The organism is Pseudomonas sp. 10C3, from assembly GCF_036346185.1.
Classification (GTDB): domain Bacteria; phylum Pseudomonadota; class Gammaproteobacteria; order Pseudomonadales; family Pseudomonadaceae; genus Aquipseudomonas.
This window is the reverse complement of record NZ_JASJVE010000016.1, coordinates 109464-130304: the sequence shown is the minus strand read 5'-3', so window position 1 is coordinate 130304 and position 20841 is coordinate 109464. Positions and strand designations below refer to the sequence as shown.

The 20841-nt window shown below is 58.4% G+C and carries 18 protein-coding genes; 8 read left to right on the top strand and 10 right to left on the bottom strand.

What is annotated here, in order from left to right:
* Positions 1–2 precede the first annotated feature (2 nt).
* Positions 3–1790 (top strand): KinB sensor domain-containing domain, encoded by a 1788-nt coding sequence (locus tag QN399_RS17160; RefSeq protein WP_322177193.1) that lies wholly within the window; start codon positions 3–5, stop codon positions 1788–1790.
* A gap of 10 nt (positions 1791–1800) precedes the next feature.
* On the opposite strand, the gene QN399_RS17155 is transcribed toward QN399_RS17160, so the two are convergent.
* The 7 genes from QN399_RS17155 to QN399_RS17125 all read right to left on the bottom strand — a co-directional run bounded on the left by QN399_RS17155 (position 1801) and on the right by QN399_RS17125 (position 9172).
* Positions 1801–3408 carry an EAL domain-containing protein gene (locus tag QN399_RS17155; protein WP_330201310.1) on the bottom strand — a complete coding sequence of 536 codons (1608 nt, stop codon included), beginning with the start codon at positions 3406–3408 and terminating at the stop codon, positions 1801–1803.
* Between the two features lie 93 nt (positions 3409–3501).
* A complete protein-coding gene (locus tag QN399_RS17150) occupies positions 3502–4278 on the bottom strand; it encodes an N-acetylmuramoyl-L-alanine amidase (protein WP_322177192.1) in 777 nt (258 codons plus the stop codon).
* A 113-nt stretch (positions 4279–4391) separates the two neighbouring features.
* Positions 4392–6482 carry a diguanylate cyclase gene (locus QN399_RS17145; protein ID WP_330201304.1) on the bottom strand — a complete coding sequence of 697 codons (2091 nt, stop codon included), beginning with the start codon at positions 6480–6482 and terminating at the stop codon, positions 4392–4394.
* Positions 6479–7357, bottom strand: coding sequence for an endonuclease/exonuclease/phosphatase family protein (locus tag QN399_RS17140; protein WP_322177190.1), 879 nt, complete (start codon positions 7355–7357; stop codon positions 6479–6481). The genes QN399_RS17145 and QN399_RS17140 overlap by 4 nt, the downstream gene beginning before the upstream one ends.
* A 12-nt stretch (positions 7358–7369) precedes the next feature.
* Positions 7370–8011 carry a thiol:disulfide interchange protein DsbA gene (gene dsbA / locus QN399_RS17135; RefSeq protein ID WP_322177189.1) on the bottom strand — a complete coding sequence of 214 codons (642 nt, stop codon included), beginning with the start codon at positions 8009–8011 and terminating at the stop codon, positions 7370–7372.
* Between the two features lie 197 nt (positions 8012–8208).
* Complete coding sequence (locus QN399_RS17130) at positions 8209–8835, bottom strand: c-type cytochrome (RefSeq protein WP_322177188.1); 627 nt, start codon at positions 8833–8835, stop codon at positions 8209–8211.
* Between the two features lie 46 nt (positions 8836–8881).
* Entirely contained in the window at positions 8882–9172 is a 291-nt protein-coding gene (locus QN399_RS17125; protein ID WP_322177187.1) for a c-type cytochrome, read from the bottom strand.
* Positions 9173–9362: 190 nt separating this feature from the next.
* Here QN399_RS17125 and yihA point away from each other — a divergent pair, with 190 nt between their 5' ends.
* Positions 9363–10007, top strand: coding sequence for a ribosome biogenesis GTP-binding protein YihA/YsxC (gene yihA / locus QN399_RS17120; RefSeq protein ID WP_322177186.1), 645 nt, complete (start codon positions 9363–9365; stop codon positions 10005–10007).
* Positions 10008–10305: 298 nt separating this feature from the next.
* On the opposite strand, the gene polA is transcribed toward yihA, so the two are convergent.
* Entirely contained in the window at positions 10306–13068 is a 2763-nt protein-coding gene (gene polA / locus QN399_RS17115; protein ID WP_330201303.1) for a DNA polymerase I, read from the bottom strand.
* Between the two features lie 74 nt (positions 13069–13142).
* Here polA and QN399_RS17110 point away from each other — a divergent pair, with 74 nt between their 5' ends.
* Entirely contained in the window at positions 13143–13433 is a 291-nt protein-coding gene (locus tag QN399_RS17110; RefSeq protein ID WP_322177184.1) for a DUF2782 domain-containing protein, read from the top strand.
* A gap of 37 nt (positions 13434–13470) precedes the next feature.
* Positions 13471–14421 carry a homoserine kinase gene (locus QN399_RS17105; protein WP_322177183.1) on the top strand — a complete coding sequence of 317 codons (951 nt, stop codon included), beginning with the start codon at positions 13471–13473 and terminating at the stop codon, positions 14419–14421.
* Between the two features lie 90 nt (positions 14422–14511).
* On the opposite strand, the gene QN399_RS17100 is transcribed toward QN399_RS17105, so the two are convergent.
* Entirely contained in the window at positions 14512–15435 is a 924-nt protein-coding gene (locus tag QN399_RS17100; RefSeq protein WP_322177182.1) for a metal ABC transporter solute-binding protein, Zn/Mn family, read from the bottom strand.
* A 66-nt stretch (positions 15436–15501) separates the two neighbouring features.
* Here QN399_RS17100 and zur point away from each other — a divergent pair, with 66 nt between their 5' ends.
* From zur to QN399_RS17080, 4 genes are read left to right on the top strand one after another with little or no spacing between them, the layout of a single operon-like run.
* Positions 15502–15984, top strand: a complete 483-nt coding sequence (zur, locus tag QN399_RS17095) for a zinc uptake transcriptional repressor Zur (protein WP_322177181.1) — start codon at positions 15502–15504, stop codon at positions 15982–15984.
* Positions 15984–16781, top strand: coding sequence for a zinc ABC transporter ATP-binding protein ZnuC (gene znuC, locus QN399_RS17090; protein WP_322177180.1), 798 nt, complete (start codon positions 15984–15986; stop codon positions 16779–16781). The genes zur and znuC overlap by 1 nt, the downstream gene beginning before the upstream one ends.
* Positions 16774–17562 carry a zinc ABC transporter permease subunit ZnuB gene (gene znuB / locus QN399_RS17085; protein WP_322177179.1) on the top strand — a complete coding sequence of 263 codons (789 nt, stop codon included), beginning with the start codon at positions 16774–16776 and terminating at the stop codon, positions 17560–17562. Before znuC ends, znuB begins: the two co-directional genes overlap by 8 nt.
* A gap of 37 nt (positions 17563–17599) precedes the next feature.
* On the top strand, positions 17600–18316 hold the full coding sequence (locus QN399_RS17080; RefSeq protein WP_322218751.1) for a PA5502 family lipoprotein: 717 nt from the start codon (positions 17600–17602) through the stop codon (positions 18314–18316).
* 132 nt (positions 18317–18448) lie between these two features.
* On the opposite strand, the gene katE is transcribed toward QN399_RS17080, so the two are convergent.
* Entirely contained in the window at positions 18449–20728 is a 2280-nt protein-coding gene (katE, locus tag QN399_RS17075; RefSeq protein WP_330201309.1) for a catalase HPII, read from the bottom strand.
* Positions 20729–20841: the final 113 nt, after the last annotated feature.

Here is a 20841-nt window from a genome sequence, read left to right as displayed (position 1 = left end):
TCATGAAGTTCACGATGAAGTTGCGTACCCGGTTGTTCCTGAGCATTTCGGCGTTGATCACGGTCGCGCTGCTGGGACTGCTGCTCGGGCTCGTCAGCGTGATGCAGATGGCAAAAGCCCAGGAGTCGCTGGTCCAGCAAAACTTCATCACCCTCGACTTGGGCCTGAAGTTGCGCAAGAACCTCGGCGATCAATTGGTCATGATGCTCAAAGGACAGTCCGATAGAGCCGCCGTCTTGCAGGCTCGCCAGCAGTTTCAAGCGCTGTTGGCCCAAGGCATCGAAAACGAAGCGCAAAGCAATCTGCAAAACGGTTTTACTCAGGCCCGCATCGATTATCAGCGGTTTATTCAGGATTTCGAGCAATCGCAACGTCAACCCGCCGAGGTCCGCGATAATGTCGCGCTGACTAACAGTTTCGATGTCCTGCGCAACGGGTTGATCGACGCCCATAGGCAAGCACTGGAAAACATCAATCAAACCCAGAGTACGGCCCGAGAAAGGGCTCTCTGGATTGCCGCCCTGCTGGGATTGGTGGGCATTGCCGTCTTGTGTATCGGTTTTATTACCGCCCACGGTATTGCTCAGCGTTTCGGCGCACCTATCGAGGCACTGGCCAAGGCCGCCGACAATATCGGCCAAGGCAATTTCGAGGTCACGCTGCCGATTTCTTCGGCGGCGGAAATGAACCTGCTGACTCGACGTTTCGGGATCATGGCCGAAGCCTTGCGCCAGCATCAGGCGACGAATATCGATGAGCTGCTCGCGGGTCAGCAGCGCCTGCAAGCAGTGCTTGACAGCATCGATGACGGGTTGCTCATGATTGACCGGCAAGGCCGTTTGGAGCACCTTAATCCAGTAGCCCAACGCCAACTGGGCTGGGACGAAAACCGACTCGGTCAAGGGTTGGGCGAGGCCTTGCAGCGCCCTGAGCTGGACGAACAGCTGTACCTGACGCTGCGCGGCGGAAGTCTGGATCGTGTCCCCGACGACCTGGCCATTGAGGTCGATGGCGAGTCACGGCTGCTGACCTACAGTTTGACGCCCGTCAGCCATACCAAGGGCCATATCCTTGGCGCGGTGATGGTGCTGCGCGACGTGACCGAACAACGTGCATTCGAGCGGGTACGCAGCGAGTTCGTACTGCGCGCTTCCCATGAATTGCGCACCCCCGTGACCGGCATGCACATGGCGTTCGGCCTGCTTCAAGAGCGCGTGCACTTTGCCGCGGACTCGCGTGAAGCCGACCTGCTTAATACGGTCAATGAAGAAATGCAGCGTTTGATGCAGTTAATCAACGATCTACTGAATTTCTCGCGTTACCAGAATGGTCTGCAAAAACTCAGCCTCGCCCCCTGCGCCCTTGATGATCTGCTCGAGCTGGCGCGCCAGCGTTTCGCCGAACAAGCCGATGAGCAGAATATCGCGTTGCTGGTCGAGATTCAGGAGCCGCTCCCACGCGTGAACGCCGACAAGACGCAGCTTGAGCGCGTACTGGATAACCTGTTGGATAACGCGCTACGCCATACCCCGCAGAACGGGCTGATTCGCCTGCAGGCACGGCGCCACGGCGAGCGTGTCATCGTCAGCATCGAGGACAACGGTGAAGGCATCGCTTATGGGCAGCAAGGGCGGATTTTCGAACCCTTCGTTCAGGTCGGGCGCAAGAAAGGCGGGGCAGGGCTAGGTCTGGCACTGTGCAAGGAAATCGTGCAATTGCACGGTGGCCGGATGGGCGTCTATTCGCGACCGGGGCAGGGCACTCAGTTCTACATGGCATTGCCGATCTAGGCGTGAGGTCTCAGGCCTCATCATCGTTGCGGCGGGAGAGTGTTCGCCGCCCGCCGGTAACCAGTTCGGAAAATTTGGCTGCGCTCAATGGCCGCGCAAACAGCCAGCCCTGGCCATAGCTCACGCCTTCACTGCTGAGCAGCACGGCCTGCGCTTCTGACTCTATCCCTTCGGCGATCACGCGCAACTGCAGGGCGTGAGCCATGCGAATGATGTACGGCGCGACACCGCTGCTCGCCGCATCGTGCCCCAGCGCGTCGATGAATGCCTTGTCGATTTTCAGGCAATCCACAGGCAGGGTTTGCAGGTACGCAAGGCTGCAATAACCGGTGCCAAAATCGTCGATCAATACCTGATGGCCGACGTCGCGCAGTGCTTGCAGGTGATCGCGTGCCACCACGACATCAATCAACCCGCGCTCGGTCACCTCGAACGCAATCTGACGCGCGGCCACCCGATGCAGCGTCAGCAATCTGGCCGCTACCCGACCAATGCGTGGGGCCATGACATCACATGCGGCCAGGTTCACCGAGATGTACAAATGCGGATTCGCGCGCAATAACTGGCCTAACTGTTCCAGTAATTGTTGAAGAACAAAGTCGGTGATTTGCCGAATCTGCCCGGTGTTCTCCGCCAGTGGAATGAACAGATCCGGGCTGGTCAAACTGCCATCCGGCCGACGCCAGCGCACCAAAGCCTCGGCACCGACGCAGCGGCGGCTGTTGAGATCGAATATTGGCTGATAAAGCACCTGCAATTCGCCCCGACGCAACGCGCCATGAAGCTCGCCGCCCAACGACTGGCGCTGACGCACCAATTGCAACACCAATCCACCGATGCACAGCGCAATCAGGAGACTGGCCGGGATCAGCAACCACCAGGCACCCCTCGTTTGCGGCTGTAGCCCTGTGCGCGAAGTGATGAGTACAAGCTGGTATTCCGGGCTCTGCGTGGGCATCCGGTAAATAAGCTGAGTGGGGGTGGTGACCAAGGTTTGCAGGGTGTCGGCCGACCAGTCCGGTGTCGGTGGCCATGCCTGCGCAGGCCCCAACACCGGTATGGCCCTGGCGCCTTTATCAAGCACCACCAACAGACTGCCATCGACGGGCAGATCAACCACATCGGTGAGGTGCCCCCGAGAGGTCAACACCCGGAAATCGCCTCGTCCCAGCATCAACGCAGCCAGATTGTCATCGGGCTGGGCAGACGTATTGAGCCAATAGTCATAGGTAGGCCCGCGAATATCCGGAGCGCGCGGGGAATCGACCAGGTTTTGCCCCCCCCGACTCGAACACGGCTGCGACCCACCGACAAACGAGGCGTCATACACGAACCGATAGCTGACGCTGACCTGACGCAGCAGTTCCAGCATTTGCGGGCTACAGCTGCGCAAAGGCTGGGCCTCCAGCTGATCGAGACCTTCGCGCAATTGGCCGAACATTTGCTCCAGACGCACCAAAAAGCGCTCGCCCTGAGCATTCATCTGTTCTCTTTCATCCTGCCTGGCTTGATGCATGACCAAGCCAAAGCTGCCGACTAACAACAAGACAGCACTGATCAATGCCGCCAGTAAGGCCAGCAGCCAGGGACGAAAGATCAGAGTGCGTGCAGCAGCCATCGACATCAATGTCTATCCAAATGAATATCACTGAGGTATAGCAACAACTCAGAAAATAACCTGCCCTATCAGACGGGCCGGCTGTTTTTAGCGTTAATGATTGAGCACTTGCAGGATAGCTGCACTCTGCACATCCGGCTGACCATCGAATCGCTCCGGCCGATAGTGCATCTGGAACGCCGCTAACACGTGACGTGTAGCTACATCCAGCTCGCCCGTTTGGGGAGTCACATAACCCAGCTGCGCCAACTGCTGCTGAAACCAGGTAACGCTCGGCAGGTTGTCCATCATCGACGCCTGGCGCTGAGCCACCCTCTGTGCATCCGGCCAGATACCCAGCCCTTCATCCGCAAGACGCTTCCATGGAAACAATGGGCCCGGATCGAGCTTGCGCAGAGGAGCGATGTCGCTGTGTCCAATGATGTGTCGAGGATCGATGTTATTGCGTTTGACGATGTCTTTGAGCAATACGATCAACGCCTGGACCTGGCCCTCTGTATAGGGGTACCAAAGCCTGCCAGTGGGCGTATCGCGGAAACCCGGGTTGACTATTTCGATTCCGATGGAGCTGGAGTTGAGCCAGGTTCGGCCCTGCCACTCGCTTTCGCCGGCATGCCAGGCGCGAAGGTTTTCATCGACCAGTTTGTAGACCGTGGGGCGCGACTGATCGCCGATCAGGTAATGGCTGCTGACCTCGCCATGGGTCAATAGCGCCAAGGAACGCTCCAACGACGCATTGGTGTAGTGCACGATGACGAACTGGACCCGACTGTCATGGTTGGCGGAGGGGTGACTGGTGTCGAGCTTCGGACCACTGCTGGTGCACGCGGTCAGGAAGATGAACAAAACCAAAGCGGTGAGCAATTTCATGGAAGGTCGGAACACGCATAGGCAAGTAATGCAATAGCATAACGTAATGCTGACAAAACGCTTTAGTAAAGCAGCGTTACGCAATATTTAGTCATTACTCAACACGGGGCCTGTCAGCCGCATTCGATGCGGTTTCTGCCTTCATCCTTGGCGCGGTATAACGCTTCGTCCGCTCTCTTCAACACAAACTCGCTACGCTCACCCACCCCAAAAGCAGTGATCCCCACAGAAATGGTGACCGTTACCGGCTCGCCCTTGAAGTGAAACGGGCAGGCCTCGATGGCCCTGCGCAGCTTGTCCATCAACGCCACACCATCAGGCATGGGGGTATGCGGGATCAATAGAACAAACTCTTCACCGCCAAAACGGGCGATAAAGTCGCCGGGCCGCAGACGTTTGCGCAGTTCTGTGGCGATGATCTTCAGCACCTTGTCGCCCGCCAGGTGGCCGTAGTTGTCATTGATCCTTTTGAAGTAATCGAGATCAATCATCCCCAGCAGCAGCTCATTGCCATTTTTTTGCCGAAGACCGACCTCCTGCTCCAGCCGTTCACTCCAGGCGGCACGATTGGGCAGGCCCGTCAGCGGATCGACCAAGGCTTTCTGCCGCTGCTCCTCAAGGTGCACGCGAAAGCCCTGAGCCTCTTGTTCCATGGTCGCGACCCGGTTCGCCAGGCCTTGCAGCCGTGCAGCGACTTCCTGCTCCCGCTCGTCATGCTGCTGCTGATGCTGATCCATCGTGCCCAGCAGGCCCTCCAGACGATTCTCTAGGACCTGCTTGAGGCTGTTCAGGTCGGCTGCGTCCTGCACGCTGCTTTGCAGGCCATCGACCTGTTCACGCAGCTCACTTTGCATGTCGCGGGCAACAGAGCAGCTGTCGGCCTGGCCCTCACTGGCGGCCTGCAAGCTGCTCTGAAATGACTCAAGCCGCTCGTTGAGTTGCTTGAGGTACACCTCGAACTCATGCTGCCCGCTGTCCGTGATCGCCAACATCAGCACGACCAGGTCATCTAGAAGCGGCAACAATTCGTACCAGTTCAGGCCCTTGGCCAAACGTTCCCGCATCGACTGTGCTTGAGGCTGGTGACGCTCCGGCAAGGTCAGGTCGTCAAGCAGGCCCAGCAGTGTTTCTTCAATATGTGTCGCCACAGAGCTGTAAGTTGGCTCTGGAGTAGCCGGGAGGTCGTAGGTGACGTCTTGCTCGACATTCTCTTGATCGAGCTGCGGCACGCTCTCAGCCACCGGCTCAGCGGCCAGCGCGCCGCTATCGACGGCGTCTGGAAGGCGCTCAGGCAGCGCGACTGGCAATTGCTCAATCAGCTCCGGTGCGACAAACACCTCTTCGACAACGAGCGCAACCTCTGCGGCAACTGGCGCCTCGGTTGGCGCACGGGCATCAAGGACTGCAGGCGCCGCGACCGTTGGCGTCGAGCTGACAGCCGCAGGCACTGGCACCGTTATCGCGGCAGGCTCAGGCGCCTCTTCTACCGGGTCATCAACACGCTGAACGGTTGCAGGAGCGGCAGGCACGGGTGAGGCGACCTGCACCACTTGAGCGTGCTCAGGGACCTCTGTGCTTTCAATCCGCGTTTCGGCAGGCAGCATCACCGACTCGACAGACGCCAATACCGAGCCCATCGCAGCCTCGGGCATCGGCTCCGTGCCGGTATTGGCAGCTTCGCGACCACCAAACAACCGCTGCAGGAGTCCCGGCCGTGAGTTTGTCTCTTCAGAGTTTTCCAGCAGGATCAACGCTTTGCCCTGCAACGCGCTCAATTCGGCGAGCAACAGTGGCAGTTCACGTGCCTGAGAAACGCGCTCATCCAACTGCTTGGCAAAACTCTTGAGCGGGCGACTCACCTCTCGAGGCAAGGGCAGACTCTGCAACTGGGCAACTAATGAGTTCAAGGCCGTGCCCATCTGCCCGACTCTGGTTTCGCGGCGCTGCTCCGAATCGAGCACGGCTTTTTCCAGCCGGGGGAGAAGCGCGGCGAGGGCGGCATCCATGTCATCCTTGCGAACGACCTCACGCATTTCTTTCATGCAGTGATCAACGGCGCGATCACTGCCTTCAGCGGCCAGGCTGCTGCGCACCAGGCCACGCCGCAGCAGATCGAGTCGCGCATTCCAGCGATTTTCAAGCTTTTCCTGTTGTTCGAGACTTTTCAGGTACTTTTCTTTCCAGCGTTCTGCTTCTTCGCTCATCCAAGGGTTCCACGAAGAGGCGTGCTGGCCACAGGCAGCGAATCACCCGTTAACGATGCAGGCAGGCGGATCTCCACGGCAACGGGCAAATGGTCGGAGATGGGTTGAGCCAGGACCTGCACTCGCTCCAGCGTCAGGCTGGGGCTGAGCAAAATATGATCAAGACAGCGCTGAGGGCGCCAACTGGGGAACGTCGCTTCGATCTGCGGCGCCAACAGGCCCAAATCCCGAAGCGGTGAGTTTTCCAGCAAGTCGGTGGCATGAGTGTTCATGTCGCCCATCAACACCTGGTGGCGATAATCACCAATCAACTCGCGAATGTAAGCCAGTTGCCGGGTGCGAACGCGTGCGCCCAGTGCCAGGTGCATCATCACCACGATCAATGCTTCCGGACCTTCGCCAAAACGGACCAGGATGGCCCCGCGCCCGGCAGGACCTGGCAACGGGTGATCTTCTATCGCCCACGGCCGCAAACGGCTGAGCACACCGTTGCTGTGCTGGCCAAAACGCCCGAGGTTACGATTGAGTTGCTGATACCAGTACGGGAAGGCCCCGAGCTGGGCAAGGTGTTCGACTTGATTGATATAACCTGATCGCAGGCTGCCACCATCGGCCTCCTGCAGCGCGACCAGATCGAAGTCGCCGAGCAGATCACCGATCTTTTGCAGGTTGCCTGCTCGCCCGGTATGCGGCAGCAGATGCTGCCACCCGCGCGTCAAGTAGTGCCGGTACCGCTCGGTGCTGATACCGACCTGAATGTTGAAGCTGAGCAAGCGCAACCGACCATCGGCCGGCAAGCCGCTTGTTTCCAGGTGGTCTTCGTTGACATGCGCATCGTGCCTGCCAACAACGCGTTCCGTTCCCCAGCGTCGCATGGCTAACGCCTCTTATTTGCCAGCAACAGCAGCGCGCTCTTTGGCGATCAACTGGTCGGCGACTTGCAATGTTTGTTCAGGACCGCCAGCAGAACCCAGGTCAAAGCGGTATTTTCCGTTGACGATCAGGGTTGGAACGCCAGTAATTTCATACTTCTTGGCCAGTTCTTTTGCTGCTGCGATTTGGCCCTTGATCGCGAAGGAGTTGAATGTGGCCAGGAACTTGTCCTTGTCAACGCCTTGAGTCGCGACGAATTCAGCCATTTCGTCTGGAGTGGTCAGTTTTTTGTGTTCTTTCTGGATGGCATTGAACACGGCAGAGTGAACCTTGTTTTCAACGCCCATGGACTGCAGGGTCAAAAACAATTGGCCGTGAGCGTCCCACGGGCCGCCGAACATGGCGGGGAGACGCACGAAGTGCACATCGGCAGGCAGTTTTTCTGCCCATGGGTTGATGGTCGGCTCGAAGGCATAGCAGTGTGGACAGCCGTACCAGAACATTTCAACTACTTCGATCTTGCCAGGCTCGGAAACAGGAACAGCGCTGCTCAGCTCGACATACTGTTTACCGGCTTCGATAGGCTCGGCAGCCTGAGCGGTCATCCCGAACAGGCTGGCGGTAACGAGAGCGGCGCTGAGAATCAAATTACGCATGCTTTACTCCTGGGCAAATAAAGTCGCCTTGGCGCGACCAGTGTTGGACCGGGCGGACAGGCTTGAGTTCGCTAGTGTAACGCTGGCAGCCACGAAAAAGGGCAGCCGTAGCCACCCTTTTTGACCCTGCGTCCATGCAGGAGAGCCTCAAATCATTGCGAAAAGTGTAAGCCGTTCGCCGACTGATCAGGCAGCGATCAATGCAGACCTTGAATGTAGGCCGACAGCGCTGCGATGTCCTTGTTGCTCAGCTTCGAAGCAATGGTACGCATTACCATGGTATCGCCGTCGTTGGTGCGATCACCTTCACGGAACGAGGTCAGCTGTTTTGCCACGTAAGTAGCGTGCTGACCACCCAGGTGCGGGAAGCCGGCAGCCACGTTACCTGCACCATTGGGTGAGTGGCAACCGAGGCAGGCAGGCATGCCCTGTTCCAGTTTACCGCCACGGAACAACGCTTCGCCTGCAGCAACCAACTTCGGATCAGCAGCACCTACGCTGCCTTTCTGGCTGGAGAAGTAAGCTGAAATATCAGCCAGGTCCTGGTCTTGCAGGTTGGTCAGCAGACCGGTCATTTCCAGGACCGTACGCTTACCATCCTTGATGTCATGCATTTGCTTGAGCAGATAGCGCTGCCCCTGACCTGCCAATTTCGGAAAGTTAGGCGCCATACTATTGCCGTCCGGGCCATGACAAGCGCCACACACAGCCGCTTTTGCCTGACCGGCAGCAGCGTCGCCAACAACACCGGTAACAGCACCGGCGGCCTGGGCCATACCAGAGATGCCCAAGGTCAACAGCAGACTCACGATTAATTTGTTCATCAGCTAATCCAACTACGGCTAAGGGTGAAAGAGTTATGTATCGGGGTTACTCGCTCATCCACTGGATGATTGCGCGGTAATCCTCGCTACTGCAGTCCATGCACAATCCACGCGGCGGCATTGCCTTGAAACCCTGGGTAACGTGTTGCACCAGCGTATCCATACCCTGCAACAGTCTAGGCGCCCAAACTGCCCGGTCGCCAGGTTTCGGCGCCATTGGCAGTTGACCGGCATGACAAGCCACGCAAGCACGGTTGTACATAGCTTCCGGATCCTGTGTAGCCTGAGCGCTGAAAAACGGCATCAAGACACCGGCAGCTAGCAGCCATTTCTTCATAAAACGACCTTTTCAGGGTTGGGAACGTGCTGCGTTCTAATGCGCAATTCAAACCACTCGTTCCCGTGAACTTCATCCTACGGTGGGACAAAGCGCACACAAAATCTGCGGCATTATATACTGGCGCTACTGAAACGGAAACGACACTGCTTGCCGCGCTCTTGCCGGCACCGCCCTCATCGGAAATCCCATGCAACTCAAGAACCCCATCCTCGGCCTGTGCCAACAGGCAACTTTCATGCTCAGCGCGGCCAAAGTCGATCAATGTCCCGACGACGAAGGCTTTGAAGTGGCCTTCGCAGGGCGTTCCAACGCCGGTAAGTCGAGCGCGCTGAACACCCTGACTCACGCCAGCCTGGCCCGTACATCGAAGACTCCAGGGCGTACACAGCTGCTGAACTTCTTTAGTCTCGACGATCATCGTCGCCTGGTGGACTTGCCCGGTTACGGCTACGCCAAGGTGCCAATCCCGCTTAAATTGCACTGGCAGCGTCACCTGGAAGCCTATTTAGGCAGCCGCGAAAGCCTCAAAGGTTTGATTCTGATGATGGATATCCGTCATCCAATGACCGATTTCGACCTGCTGATGCTCGATTGGTCCGTCGCCAGCCACATGCCTATGCATATTCTGCTGACCAAAGCCGACAAGCTGACGTACGGCGCAGCGAAAAATGCTCTGCTCAAAGTGCAGGCCGAAATTCATAAAGGCTGGGGCAATGCAGTGAGCATCCAGTTATTTTCAGCCCCCAAGCGCATGGGCCTGGAAGACGCCTACACTGTATTGGCGGGATGGATGGAGCTGGCGGACAAGGGTGCCGAGCCGTCTGCAACGTAAAATCGCAGGCAAAAAAAACCCCGGACTTCTTATGGGGAGGGGGAAGTTCGGGGTTTAAGATCCAGACCATTAGGGCGTGGTCCAGATATCTGCCAACACTTAACACAACATTAGGAGCTTGAAGGGCTTCACACCCATTCCCAATCTCTGACTGGGAATTCTCCGATTTAGTTCCTGAGCATCTAGATGCGGTTCGCTATAGCGGTGCTTCATTTCAGGAATAAGCTGAGAAACCGGGGCGAAACACCTGCTGGACTGCGACTTTAAGTCGCAGTCCAGGCACGTTTATTCAGCACAATCAGTGTGCTTCGTCCCAGTTGTTGCCAACACCTACTTCGACGAGTAGCGGCACATCGAGTTTAGCTGCCCCACTCATGTAGTGCCGAATCTCCTCACGCACCTGCTCAACGAGGTCTTCGCGCACTTCCAGCACCAATTCATCGTGGACCTGAAGAATGACCCTGGCATCCAGACCGGAGTCAGTCAGCCATCCATCGACCGCAATCATGGCTTTCTTGATAATGTCGGCTGCAGTGCCCTGCATAGGCGCATTGATCGCAGTACGCTCCGCACCTTTGCGCAAGGCCTGGTTCTTGGCATTGATATCCGGCAGATAGAGCCGACGGCCGAAAAGAGTTTCTACAAAGCCCTGCTCGGCCGCTTGCGCGCGCGTGCGCTCCATGTAATCCAGCACACCGGGATAGCGCGCAAAATAGCGGTCGATATACGCCTGCGACTGTTTGCGGTCGACACCGATCTGTTTCGCCAGACCAAACGCACTCATGCCGTAGATCAAACCGAAATTGATCGCCTTGGCCTTGCGGCGCATGTCGGTGGTGACGTCCTCCAACTCGACGCCAAACACTTCGGCAGCCGTCGCACGGTGCACATCCAGGTTGTTGCGGAAGGCATGCAGCAACCCTTCGTCCTTGGCCAGGTGCGCCATGATTCGCAGCTCGATCTGCGAATAGTCGGCGGCCAGCAGCTTGTAGCCCTTGGGCGCGACGAAAGCCTGACGAATCCGACGCCCTTCGGCCGAGCGGATCGGGATGTTCTGCAGGTTAGGATCACTGGACGACAAGCGCCCGGTCGCCGCAACCGCTTGATGGTAGGACGTATGAACGCGCCCGGTGCGTGGGTTGATCTGCTCCGGCAAACGGTCGGTGTAGGTACTCTTCAGTTTGCTCATGGAGCGGTACTGCATCAGCACTTTAGGCAGCGGGTAATCCAGCTCAGCCAACTCGGCCAACACCGCTTCTGCGGTAGACGCCTGGCCTTTGGCCGTTTTGCTGAGGACCGGAAGACCGAGCTTTTCGTACAAAATGACCCCGAGCTGCTTGGGTGAGCCGAGGTTGAACTCCTCGCCGGCGATAGCAAACGCCTCTCGCTCCAGGGCGATCATTTTCTCGCCCAGTTCGACGCTCTGAATACCCAACAATTTGGCATCGACCAACGCACCCTGACGCTCTATTCGCGCCAACACCGGTACCAATGGCATTTCGATGTCGGTGAGTACCGGCACCAGGCTTGGTGTAAGGGCGAGCTTTTCCATCAGGGCTTCATGCAACCGCAGGGTTACATCCGCGTCTTCGGCGGCAAAGTGCGCGGCTTGCTCCAGCGCGATCTGATCGAAAGTCAGTTGTTTCACGCCCTTGCCGGCAATGTCTTGCAGGCTGGTGGTCGTGTGGCCCAGGTATTTGAGGGCCAGGCTGTCCATGTCGTGCCGGGTCGCAGTGGAGTCGAGCACATAGGATTCGAGCATGGTGTCGAACGCCAGGCCCCGCACGGTGATACCTTGGCGCTGATCACCGCCAATGGCGCAGTTGGCGAGGATGTTGATATCGAACTTGGCGTGCTGACCGACCTTGACCTTCCCGGGGTCCTCAAGCAGCGGCTGAAGCGCCCTGAGCACGGTGTCTCGATCCAGTTGCTGGGGCACGCCCATGTATGAGTGGGTCAGCGGGATATAAGCCGCTTCGTTGGTCTTGACCGCAAACGACATGCCGACCAACTGCGCCTTTTGTGCGTCCGGACCGTTGCTCTTGGTGACGAAGGCAAACAGCTTGGCGTCGCTCAACTTCCTCAACCAGGCCTCGAACTGATCCTGTTCAAGAATGGTTTCGTAGCGCGCTTCGGTGACCACCGGCTCCTGTGCAACGACGATTTCCTCACCGGCGCGCTTGGCTTCGCGCTGCAATTCGTCAATCCAGCTTTTGAACTCCAGTTCGGTGTACAGCTCGACCAGCTTCTCGCGATCCGGTTCGCCGCAGTGCAGGGCGTCCAGCTCGACGTCCAATGGCACGTCGATTTTGATCGTCGCCAGCTCGTAGGACAGGAACGCCATGTCCTTGTGTTCTTCAAGCTTGGCCGACAGGGTTTTCGCGCCACGAATCGGCAGTGCGGCAACCTTGTCCAGGTTTGCGTACAGCTCGACAAGACCACCGCCGATACCGACCAACAGGCCGACCGCGGTTTTTTCGCCAACACCGGGCACGCCCGGAATGTTGTCGACTTTGTCCCCCATCAGCGCCAGATAATCGATGATGTGTTCAGGACCGACACCAAACTTCTCTTTCACGCCAGCCACATCCAGCACGCTACCGGTCATCGTATTGACCAAGGTAATGTGCCCATCGACCAGTTGCGCCATGTCCTTGTCGCCGGTAGAGATAATCACCGGGCGGTTGGCGGCCGCGCTGCTGCGGGCCAGCGTACCGATCACGTCATCGGCCTCGACGCCTTCGACGCAGAGCAGCGGGTAGCCCAGACCTTTGACGCAGGCGTGAAGCAAATCGACCTGCACCCGCAGATCGTCGGGCATGCTTGGGCGATTAGCCTTGTATTCGGCAAACAACGCATCGCGGAACGTGCCGCCTTTTGCGTCGAAAACCACGGCAAACGGGCTTTCAGGATACTGCCGACGCAGGCTTTTGAGCATGTTCAGCACACCCTTGACCGCCCCCGTAGGCAATCCCCTGGACGTAGCGAGTGGCGGTAGCGCGTGAAAGGCACGGTAAAGATAGGAAGAACCGTCCACCAGGACGAGGGGTGCTTGGTTCATGAGCAAGATCAACCTTTTCAGCGGGGTCGGCGCTAGAATGCGAGGACCAATGACGACAAAAGGACAAGGTTATCATGCGCACAACAAATCGCCTGTTGCTGGCCAGCCTGTTGGCACTTTGCCCGCTGGTTGCAGTTGCTGCTGACACTGGGGCTCCTTCTGCGGATCCAGACGTTACCATCCGCACCGAAGGCGACAAAACCATTCAGGAATACCGCCAGAACGGGTTTCTTTACGCAATCAAGATCACACCCAAAGGCGGTAAACCGTACTTTCTAGTACGCTCCGATGGCACTCAGGCCAACTTCATTCGTTCGGACCAACCGGACATGCTGATTCCCGAATGGAAAATCTTCGAGTGGTAGTGCCTAACATTCACTTTGTTTACTGGCAGTCTTGACCATGTCCGTATTTACCCCCCTGGCTCGACCTGAGCTGGAAACGTTTCTCGCCCCTTATGGGCTTGGCCGTCTACATGATTTTCAGGGCATTGCTGCCGGCAGCGAGAACAGCAATTTCTTCGTCAGCCTGGAGCAGGGCGAGTTCGTTCTGACCCTGGTTGAACGCGGGCCAGTCAAGGATCTACCGTTTTTCATCAAGCTGCTCGACGTACTGCACGACGCCAATCTGCCGGTGCCTTACGCCCTACGCACCACCGACGGCCACGCATTACGCGAGCTGGCGGGCAAGCCGGCACTGCTGCAGCCAAGGCTCCCGGGCAAACACGTTAGCGAACCGAACACCCAGCATTGCGTACAGATCGGCGAATTGCTGGGGCATTTGCATCTGGCCACGCATGGGCATGTGCTGGAGCGCAAGACTGATCGGGGGCTGGACTGGATGCAGGCCGAAGGCGCGACGTTGATGCCGCACCTGGACACGACGCAAAGCGCACTGCTGCAGGCGGCACTTGAAGAGTTCGAACGGCTCGCGCCGAGAATCATGGCCTTGCCACGCGCCAACCTGCACGCCGACCTGTTTCGCGACAACGCCTTGTTCGAAGGCACGCACTTGACCGGGCTGATCGATTTCTACAACGCCTGCTCCGGGCCAATGCTTTACGACCTGGCCATTGCCCTCAATGACTGGTGCTCTGAAGAAGACGGTCAGATCGACGGTGCGCGCGCCCGTGCCTTGCTCGGTGCCTACGCCGGTTTGCGTCCGTTCACCGCCGGCGAAGCCGAACTGTGGCCGACCATGCTGCGCGTAGCCTGCGTGCGTTTCTGGCTGTCACGCCTGATCGCGGCGGAATCCTTTGCCGGGCAGGACGTACTGATCCATGACCCTATGGAGTTTCAGCAACGTTTGGCCCAGCGCCAGCACGTGCATACGCCGCTGCCGTTCGCCCTGTAGTCAGCGGCGTACGCTTCACGAATGAGTTCGCTCTCAATCTGTGGGAGCGAACTCACTCGCCTGAAAAGCAATGACTCAGACACCGCCCCATCAAAGCGACTCCAGACACCCTGCCAAATCATTACCCAGCTTTTCCACCATCTGCTCATAACCCTGAGCGGTGGCAGGGGTGTAGCCGCCCAATCCATCGAGTTCCGCCAGTTTGACCGGCAGCCCCGCAGTCAGGGTTTCGGCCAGACGCGGACGCATCGGCGGCTCGCTGAACACGCAGGTCTTGCCCACTTCGCTCAACCGCGCGCGCATGGCGGCAACATGCTGCGCGCCGGGCTGCACTTCAGCGGCGACGCTGAACACCCCCGTATGCTTGAGACCGTAGGCATCCTCGAAGTAATCGAATGCTTCATGGAACACGAAGAACGGTTTTCCTGCGACGTCCGCAACCCGCGCCTTTACCCGCGCATCCATGGCGTCGAGGCGTTCATCGAACACCTTCACATTGCTTTTATAGCGGGCCGCGTTGGTGGGGTCGGCCGCACTTAAATCAGTGGCCATACGCGCAGCGATCACCCGCGCATTGACCGATGACAGCCATAAGTGGGCATCCAGACTGCCGGGGCGATGGTCGTGGTCATGTTCGGCGGGATCGGCAGCCTCATGGGACTGGCTGTCCGCCGCGAAGTGACGCAGGCGCAACTCCGGCAACGATTGCACCGTCACCACCGGCAGCGTTCGGCTTTGCAACACACGAGGCAGGAAGCTTTCCAGGTCTGGACCGATCCAATAAAACAAATCGACTTCACGCACGCGCCGTACGTCGGACGGGCGCAAGGCGTAGTTATGCGGCGACGCACCGGGCGGCAAGAGCACCTCTGGCGAGCCCACGCCGTCCTGCACCGCAGCGGCAATCAGCTGCAACGGCTTAATGCTGGTCAGCACCCGAACCTCGGCGTGAGCGGGGCTGATCACCAGCAAACTGGCACTTAAAGCAATAAAAATGGCAAAAAGACGGAACACGATGACCACTCAAGGAGGCAGGAACAGGTAACATAATAACGTCTCTCACAAAAGTCGTCGCCGCCCATGCTCAACACACCGCTGGCCAGTCGCCCCCATGATCACTCACATTGCGTGCACACCGCGCTCTCCGAGGCTGATGCGCTGTGCGCGAGCCAAGGTCTGCGCCTGACCGCTCTGCGTCGCCGCGTGCTGGAACTGGTCTGGCAGAGTCATAAACCGTTGGGCGCCTATGACATTCTCGCGGTCCTCAGTGAAGAAGACGGCCGCCGCGCCGCGCCGCCCACCGTGTACCGCGCGCTGGATTTCCTTCTGGAAAACGGCCTCGTCCACCGCATCGCATCGCTCAACGCCTTTACCGGCTGCAATCACCCGACGCACGCGCACCAGGGCCAGTTTCTGATCTGCCGGGAGTGCCATGCCGCTATCGAGCTGCAACACCCAGCCATCAGCAAGGCAATCATCGCCGCTGCGGCGGAGGTGGGTTTCACCGTAGAAGGGCAAACGGTCGAAATTGTTGGCCTGTGTTCGGGCTGCAAGGCGGCCTGATGAGCACTGCATTGATCCGTCTCGATCAGGTCACCGTTACGTTTGCCGGGCAAAACGTGCTGGAAAACATTCAGCTCAGCGTAAAACCGGGCGAAATCGTGACCCTGATCGGGCCTAACGGCGCAGGCAAAACCACGTTGGTGCGGGCGGTTCTGGGCCTGCTCAAACCGAACTCGGGCAGCGTCTGGCGCAAACCGAAGTTGCGTGTCGGCTACATGCCGCAAAAGCTGTATGTGGACCCCACATTACCCCTGTCGGTGCTGCGCTTTCTGCGACTGGTCCCCGGCGTTGACCGGCCACGAGCGCTGGCGGCGTTGATCGAAGTAGGTGCCGAGAAAGTCATCGACAGCCCGCTGCAAGGGATATCCGGCGGCGAGATGCAGCGCGTGCTGCTGGCCCGGGCATTATTGCGTGAACCCGAGTTGCTGGTCCTTGATGAGCCCGTGCAAGGTGTCGACGTGGCTGGCCAGACTGAGCTGTACAGCTTGATCACCCGCCTGCGCGACCGCTACGGCTGCGGCGTGCTGATGGTGTCCCATGACCTGCACCTGGTCATGAGCACCACCGACCAGGTAGTTTGCCTGAACCGGCATGTGTGCTGCTCAGGCCACCCGGAGCAAGTCAGCAACGATCCGGCGTTTGTCGAATTGTTCGGCAAAAACGCGCAAAGCCTGGCGATCTATCACCACCACCACGATCACGCCCATGACTTACACGGCGCAGTGGTCGAAGAGGCTGCATCAGCGCCCGGCACGCCCCCTACTCATGTCCACGGAGACAACTGCAAGCATGGCTGACTTTTTACTCTATGCCTTGCTCGCGGGTCTGGCGCTGGCAATAGTTGCAGGCCCTTTGGGTTCGTTCGTGGTCTGGCGGCGTATGGCTTATTTCGGCGACACCCTGTCCCATGCGGCCTTGCTCGGCGTGGCATTGGGCTTTGTGCTGGATATCAGCCCGGCGCTGGCGGTTACCGTCGGTTGCCTCCTGCTGGCGATCCTGTTGGTGACGCTGCAACAGCGCCAGGCGCTGGCATCGGACACGCTGCTGGGGATTCTCGCGCCCAGTACGTTGTCACTGGGGCTGGTAGTCCTCAGCTTCATGCACAACGTTCGTATTGACCTGATGGGTTATCTGTTTGGTGACCTGCTGGCGATCAGCCCCACCGATCTGGCCTGGATTATGGGCGGCAGCGCGGCGGTACTGACGCTGATCGTCGCCCTGTGGCGACCATTGCTGGCCATTACGGTGCATGAAGAACTGGCGACCGTCGAAGGCTTACCCGTCGCGGCCTTGCGCATGACATTGATGTTGCTGATCGCGATTGTGATTGCGGTGGCCATGAAAATCGTTGGTGTCCTGCTGATCACCTCGCTGCTGATCATTCCTGCAGCCGCCGCGCAACGCCACTCACGTTCCCCCGAGCAAATGGCTTTGGGCGCCAGTGCGCTTGGCGTGGTTGCAGTCTGTGGCGGGCTGGCCTTATCGTGGTTCAAAGACACCCCGGCTGGACCGTCTATAGTGGTATGCGCCGCCGCGTTGTTCTTGTTGAGTTTTGTCCTCCCCCGGCGAGCGGTGTAGACTTGCTCGTTTTTTGCGCAATTAGAGAATCGCAGGAATGAAGCTGTTCGCCTCCCGTTATCTGCTCCTTGCCGCATTTTCCATCCTGTTGGGCGCCTGCCAAAGTGCGCCGACAGTCGAAACGCCCGCGCCTGCCGCCGCGCCCACGGGCTTTGAGCAGCTTGAGCAAAGTATCGCCAGCAGCGAACTGGCCACCGCTGAAGACCAGTTGCAGGCTCTGCAAACGCAGATGCCAGACGACCCGCGCATCGAGCAGTACCAACACCAGTTGGCAGAGGCGTACTTGAAGCGCAGTCAAATCGTCCTGCAAAAGGGCGATGTGAACGCTGCGGCCACCGCATTGAGCCGCGCCCGAGCACTCATGCCCAAGGCCCCGGCGCTCACTAGCGGCGTGAATGGTGCAATTACCCAGGCACGCAAAGCCGAACTGGAAAAAGCCGAAGCCGAGCTGAAAGCTGCGGAAGCCAAACGTATCGCGAAGGTAATCGACCCCACCGTCGAAAGCACCACCATCGCACTTAAAATCGGCGATATGACGCAGTTACGTCGCCAGTTTGACGCGATTGCCGCAGATGTCACAGCTTTCGATTGCCAGGTGATCCTGCAAGTGCCACGCACTGATGATTACCCGTGGTTGGCAACCTTGTTGACCAAACGGGTCATCAAAATCAATCCTGACTTTGAATTACAGCTGGAGCGGCAGATCGATCGCAGCCAACCTGCGCATATCGTTCTCAAACCCGCGAAGCTGTAGCGTCCTCCACAGACTTATGTGCGACGAAAATCAACTGTAGGAGCGTGCTTGCCCGCGAAGCGGTCCCAAAAACGCTGACGGTTTATGCGATTTTGCAAGCGCGCTCCTGGAGTTACAGTCGACCGTGTGTCATCACGCCGGAACAGCCTTGGTTTTAGGCTCACGCGCCCACACCCGATGCTGGGCCATCGCCGCGAAAAACGCCTTGAACGCCTTGCTGTCATTACCGCCAACCAGCAAGCCTTCATCAGCTGACAGATGCAGCACGTCCAGCAATTGTTTGGCTTCCCCATTCAACGCAATAGCCTTGAGGTGCTTGTAGGCCTCGAGCACGAAATGCAATGCCACGCCATTGGCGCTCAGTGCTTTCACCGACTCGGCCCCGCCCGCCACAAACACCGCGTCGAAAGCGATCGACGGCATGCCTTCCATAGAAGCGTCCACCGCGAGGTGCTTGCCATCCGCCGTGGTGACTGGCGCCGAGGTAGGGCCTAGCAGCCTGGCGTGCGCACCTTCGACTTCCAGGGCCTTCTTCAGCGCAGCGATGGCAGCACCATCGACGCCGTTGGCTGCAAGGATGGCCACTTTGCGCGAAACAATAGTGCCAGACAGCAAGTTGACCTGGCTCAGCGCAGGGGATTGAGTCACCGCCGCCGCCTTTCCGGGCACGGTACCGGCAGTCGGCGCAGGCAAACCGAGGTTTTGCGCCACGCGCGCGGCCAGCTCCAGGTCGATATTGGCCAGAATCTCATTCACCTGACGCTCACGAATCCAAGTGCGCTCCACCTTGCCCAACTCAAAGCTGTAGGCCGCGATGATGTGTTCTTTCTCATGGTCACTCATGCTTTGGAAGAACAGGGTCGCTTGTGAAAAATGGTCGGCGAACGATTCACTACGACGACGAACCTTGTGCGCTTCGAGGCGCTCTGGATAGGTCTCGAAACCGCCATCCTGAGCCCCGGGCGGCGTCTCTTTCGGCCAGCCACCATCAATGGAGTTAGGCTCGTAAGAGGCGCGCCCCTTGTCGAGGGTAGTGCGATGTTGCGCGTCACGTTGCCCGTTGTGGTTGGGTGCGACAGGACGGTTGATCGGAATCTCGTGGAAGTTCGGTCCCCCCAGACGGCTGATCTGCGTGTCGGTGTAGGAAAACAGTCGACCTTGCAGCAGCGGATCATTGGAAAAGTCGATGCCCGGCACGATATGCCCAGGGCAGAACGCAACCTGCTCGGTCTCGGCGAAGAAGTTGTCCGGATTGCGGTTAAGCACCATTTTGCCCAACGGCGTCACCGGCACTAACTCCTCGGGGATGATCTTGGTTGGGTCGAGCAGGTCGAAATCGAATGTATGCTCATCCTCTTCCGCGACAATCTGCACACCGAATTCCCACTCGGGGTAATCGCCGGTTTCAATCGACTCCCACAAATCGCGACGATGAAAGTCGGTGTCCTTGCCTGCGAGTTTCTGCGCCTCATCCCAGAGCAGCGAACACACGCCAAACTTGGGCTTCCAGTGAAACTTGACGAAGCTCGATTTACCGTCGGCGTTGATCAAGCGAAAGGTGTGAATGCCAAACCCCTGCATGGTCCGCAGGCTTTTCGGGATGGCCCGGTCGGACATCGTCCACAGCACCATATGCGCCGATTCCGGCACCAGCGAAACGAAATCCCAGAACGTATCGTGAGCGGAACCGCCCGTGGGTATTTCATTATGAGGCTCGGGCTTTACCGCGTGAACGAAGTCCGGGAACTTGATCGCGTCCTGAATGAAGAACACCGGCATGTTGTTGCCGACCAGATCGAAGTTGCCTTCATCGGTGTAAAACTTCACCGCAAATCCGCGTACGTCACGCACGGTATCGCCCGAGCCACGCGGCCCTTGGACGGTGGAAAAGCGCACGAACACCGGGGTCTTTTTCCCCGGGTCCTGGAGGAAACCGGCCTTGGTCAGGGCTGCATGGTTTTCATAGGTCTGGAAGTAACCGTGCGCCGCAGTGCCCCGCGCATGAACGATGCGCTCGGGAATGCGTTCATGGTCAAAGTGGGTGATTTTTTCACGCATGATGAAATCTTCAAGCAAGGACGGACCGCGATCACCGACCTTGAGCGTGTTCTGGTTATTGGAAATTTTTACGCCCTGATTGGTGCGTAGCGCCTGCTCGGTGGCATCGGAACGGAACTGCTCCAGGCTGTCTAGCTTGGCGTTGGTATTGCCACGGTCCAGGGTGTCAGTGCCTGCCAGCTGGCTGTGGCTGACATTGGAACTGGCGCGGGTCGTGGCAGTGGTTGTGGTCTTCTTGGTAGCCATCAGACTAAAACTCCTCGGTTGCGGGTGGCCCTGGCGCGGGTTGAATCGCGGGGCCTGATCGGCAAAACCTCTCCTGGTACGGCACTCAGGAAAATCGAGACGCTTAATTACTGACTGAGACTTAAAACAGCCGTTCCGTGTTTTTCATGACCTTTGGTCTAACCAACAGGCAAACCACTCCGATCTGCCGCCACCGACCCCGTTATTGCCGTTTCGCAGGT

Excerpts from the sequence above, each read along its gene's own strand:
- QN399_RS17130 (WP_322177188.1), bottom strand. The coding sequence starts at position 8,835 with ATGAACAAATTAATCGTGAGTCTGCTGTTGACCTTGGGCATCTCTGGT.
- QN399_RS17150 (WP_322177192.1), bottom strand. The coding sequence starts at position 4,278 with ATGAAATTGCTCACCGCTTTGGTTTTGTTCATCTTCCTGACCGCGTGC.
- yihA (WP_322177186.1), top strand. The coding sequence starts at position 9,363 with ATGCAACTCAAGAACCCCATCCTCGGCCTGTGCCAACAGGCAACTTTC.
- QN399_RS17110 (WP_322177184.1), top strand. The coding sequence starts at position 13,143 with ATGCGCACAACAAATCGCCTGTTGCTGGCCAGCCTGTTGGCACTTTGC.
- znuB (WP_322177179.1), top strand. The coding sequence starts at position 16,774 with ATGGCTGACTTTTTACTCTATGCCTTGCTCGCGGGTCTGGCGCTGGCA.
- QN399_RS17160 (WP_322177193.1), top strand. The coding sequence starts at position 3 with ATGAAGTTCACGATGAAGTTGCGTACCCGGTTGTTCCTGAGCATTTCG.
- QN399_RS17125 (WP_322177187.1), bottom strand. The coding sequence starts at position 9,172 with ATGAAGAAATGGCTGCTAGCTGCCGGTGTCTTGATGCCGTTTTTCAGC.
- polA (WP_330201303.1), bottom strand. The coding sequence starts at position 13,068 with ATGAACCAAGCACCCCTCGTCCTGGTGGACGGTTCTTCCTATCTTTAC.
- QN399_RS17105 (WP_322177183.1), top strand. The coding sequence starts at position 13,471 with ATGTCCGTATTTACCCCCCTGGCTCGACCTGAGCTGGAAACGTTTCTC.
- dsbA (WP_322177189.1), bottom strand. The coding sequence starts at position 8,011 with ATGCGTAATTTGATTCTCAGCGCCGCTCTCGTTACCGCCAGCCTGTTC.
- QN399_RS17140 (WP_322177190.1), bottom strand. The coding sequence starts at position 7,357 with ATGCGACGCTGGGGAACGGAACGCGTTGTTGGCAGGCACGATGCGCAT.
- QN399_RS17155 (WP_330201310.1), bottom strand. The coding sequence starts at position 3,408 with ATGGCTGCTGCACGCACTCTGATCTTTCGTCCCTGGCTGCTGGCCTTA.
- znuC (WP_322177180.1), top strand. The coding sequence starts at position 15,984 with ATGAGCACTGCATTGATCCGTCTCGATCAGGTCACCGTTACGTTTGCC.
- QN399_RS17080 (WP_322218751.1), top strand. The coding sequence starts at position 17,600 with ATGAAGCTGTTCGCCTCCCGTTATCTGCTCCTTGCCGCATTTTCCATC.
- zur (WP_322177181.1), top strand. The coding sequence starts at position 15,502 with ATGCTCAACACACCGCTGGCCAGTCGCCCCCATGATCACTCACATTGC.
- QN399_RS17145 (WP_330201304.1), bottom strand. The coding sequence starts at position 6,482 with ATGAGCGAAGAAGCAGAACGCTGGAAAGAAAAGTACCTGAAAAGTCTC.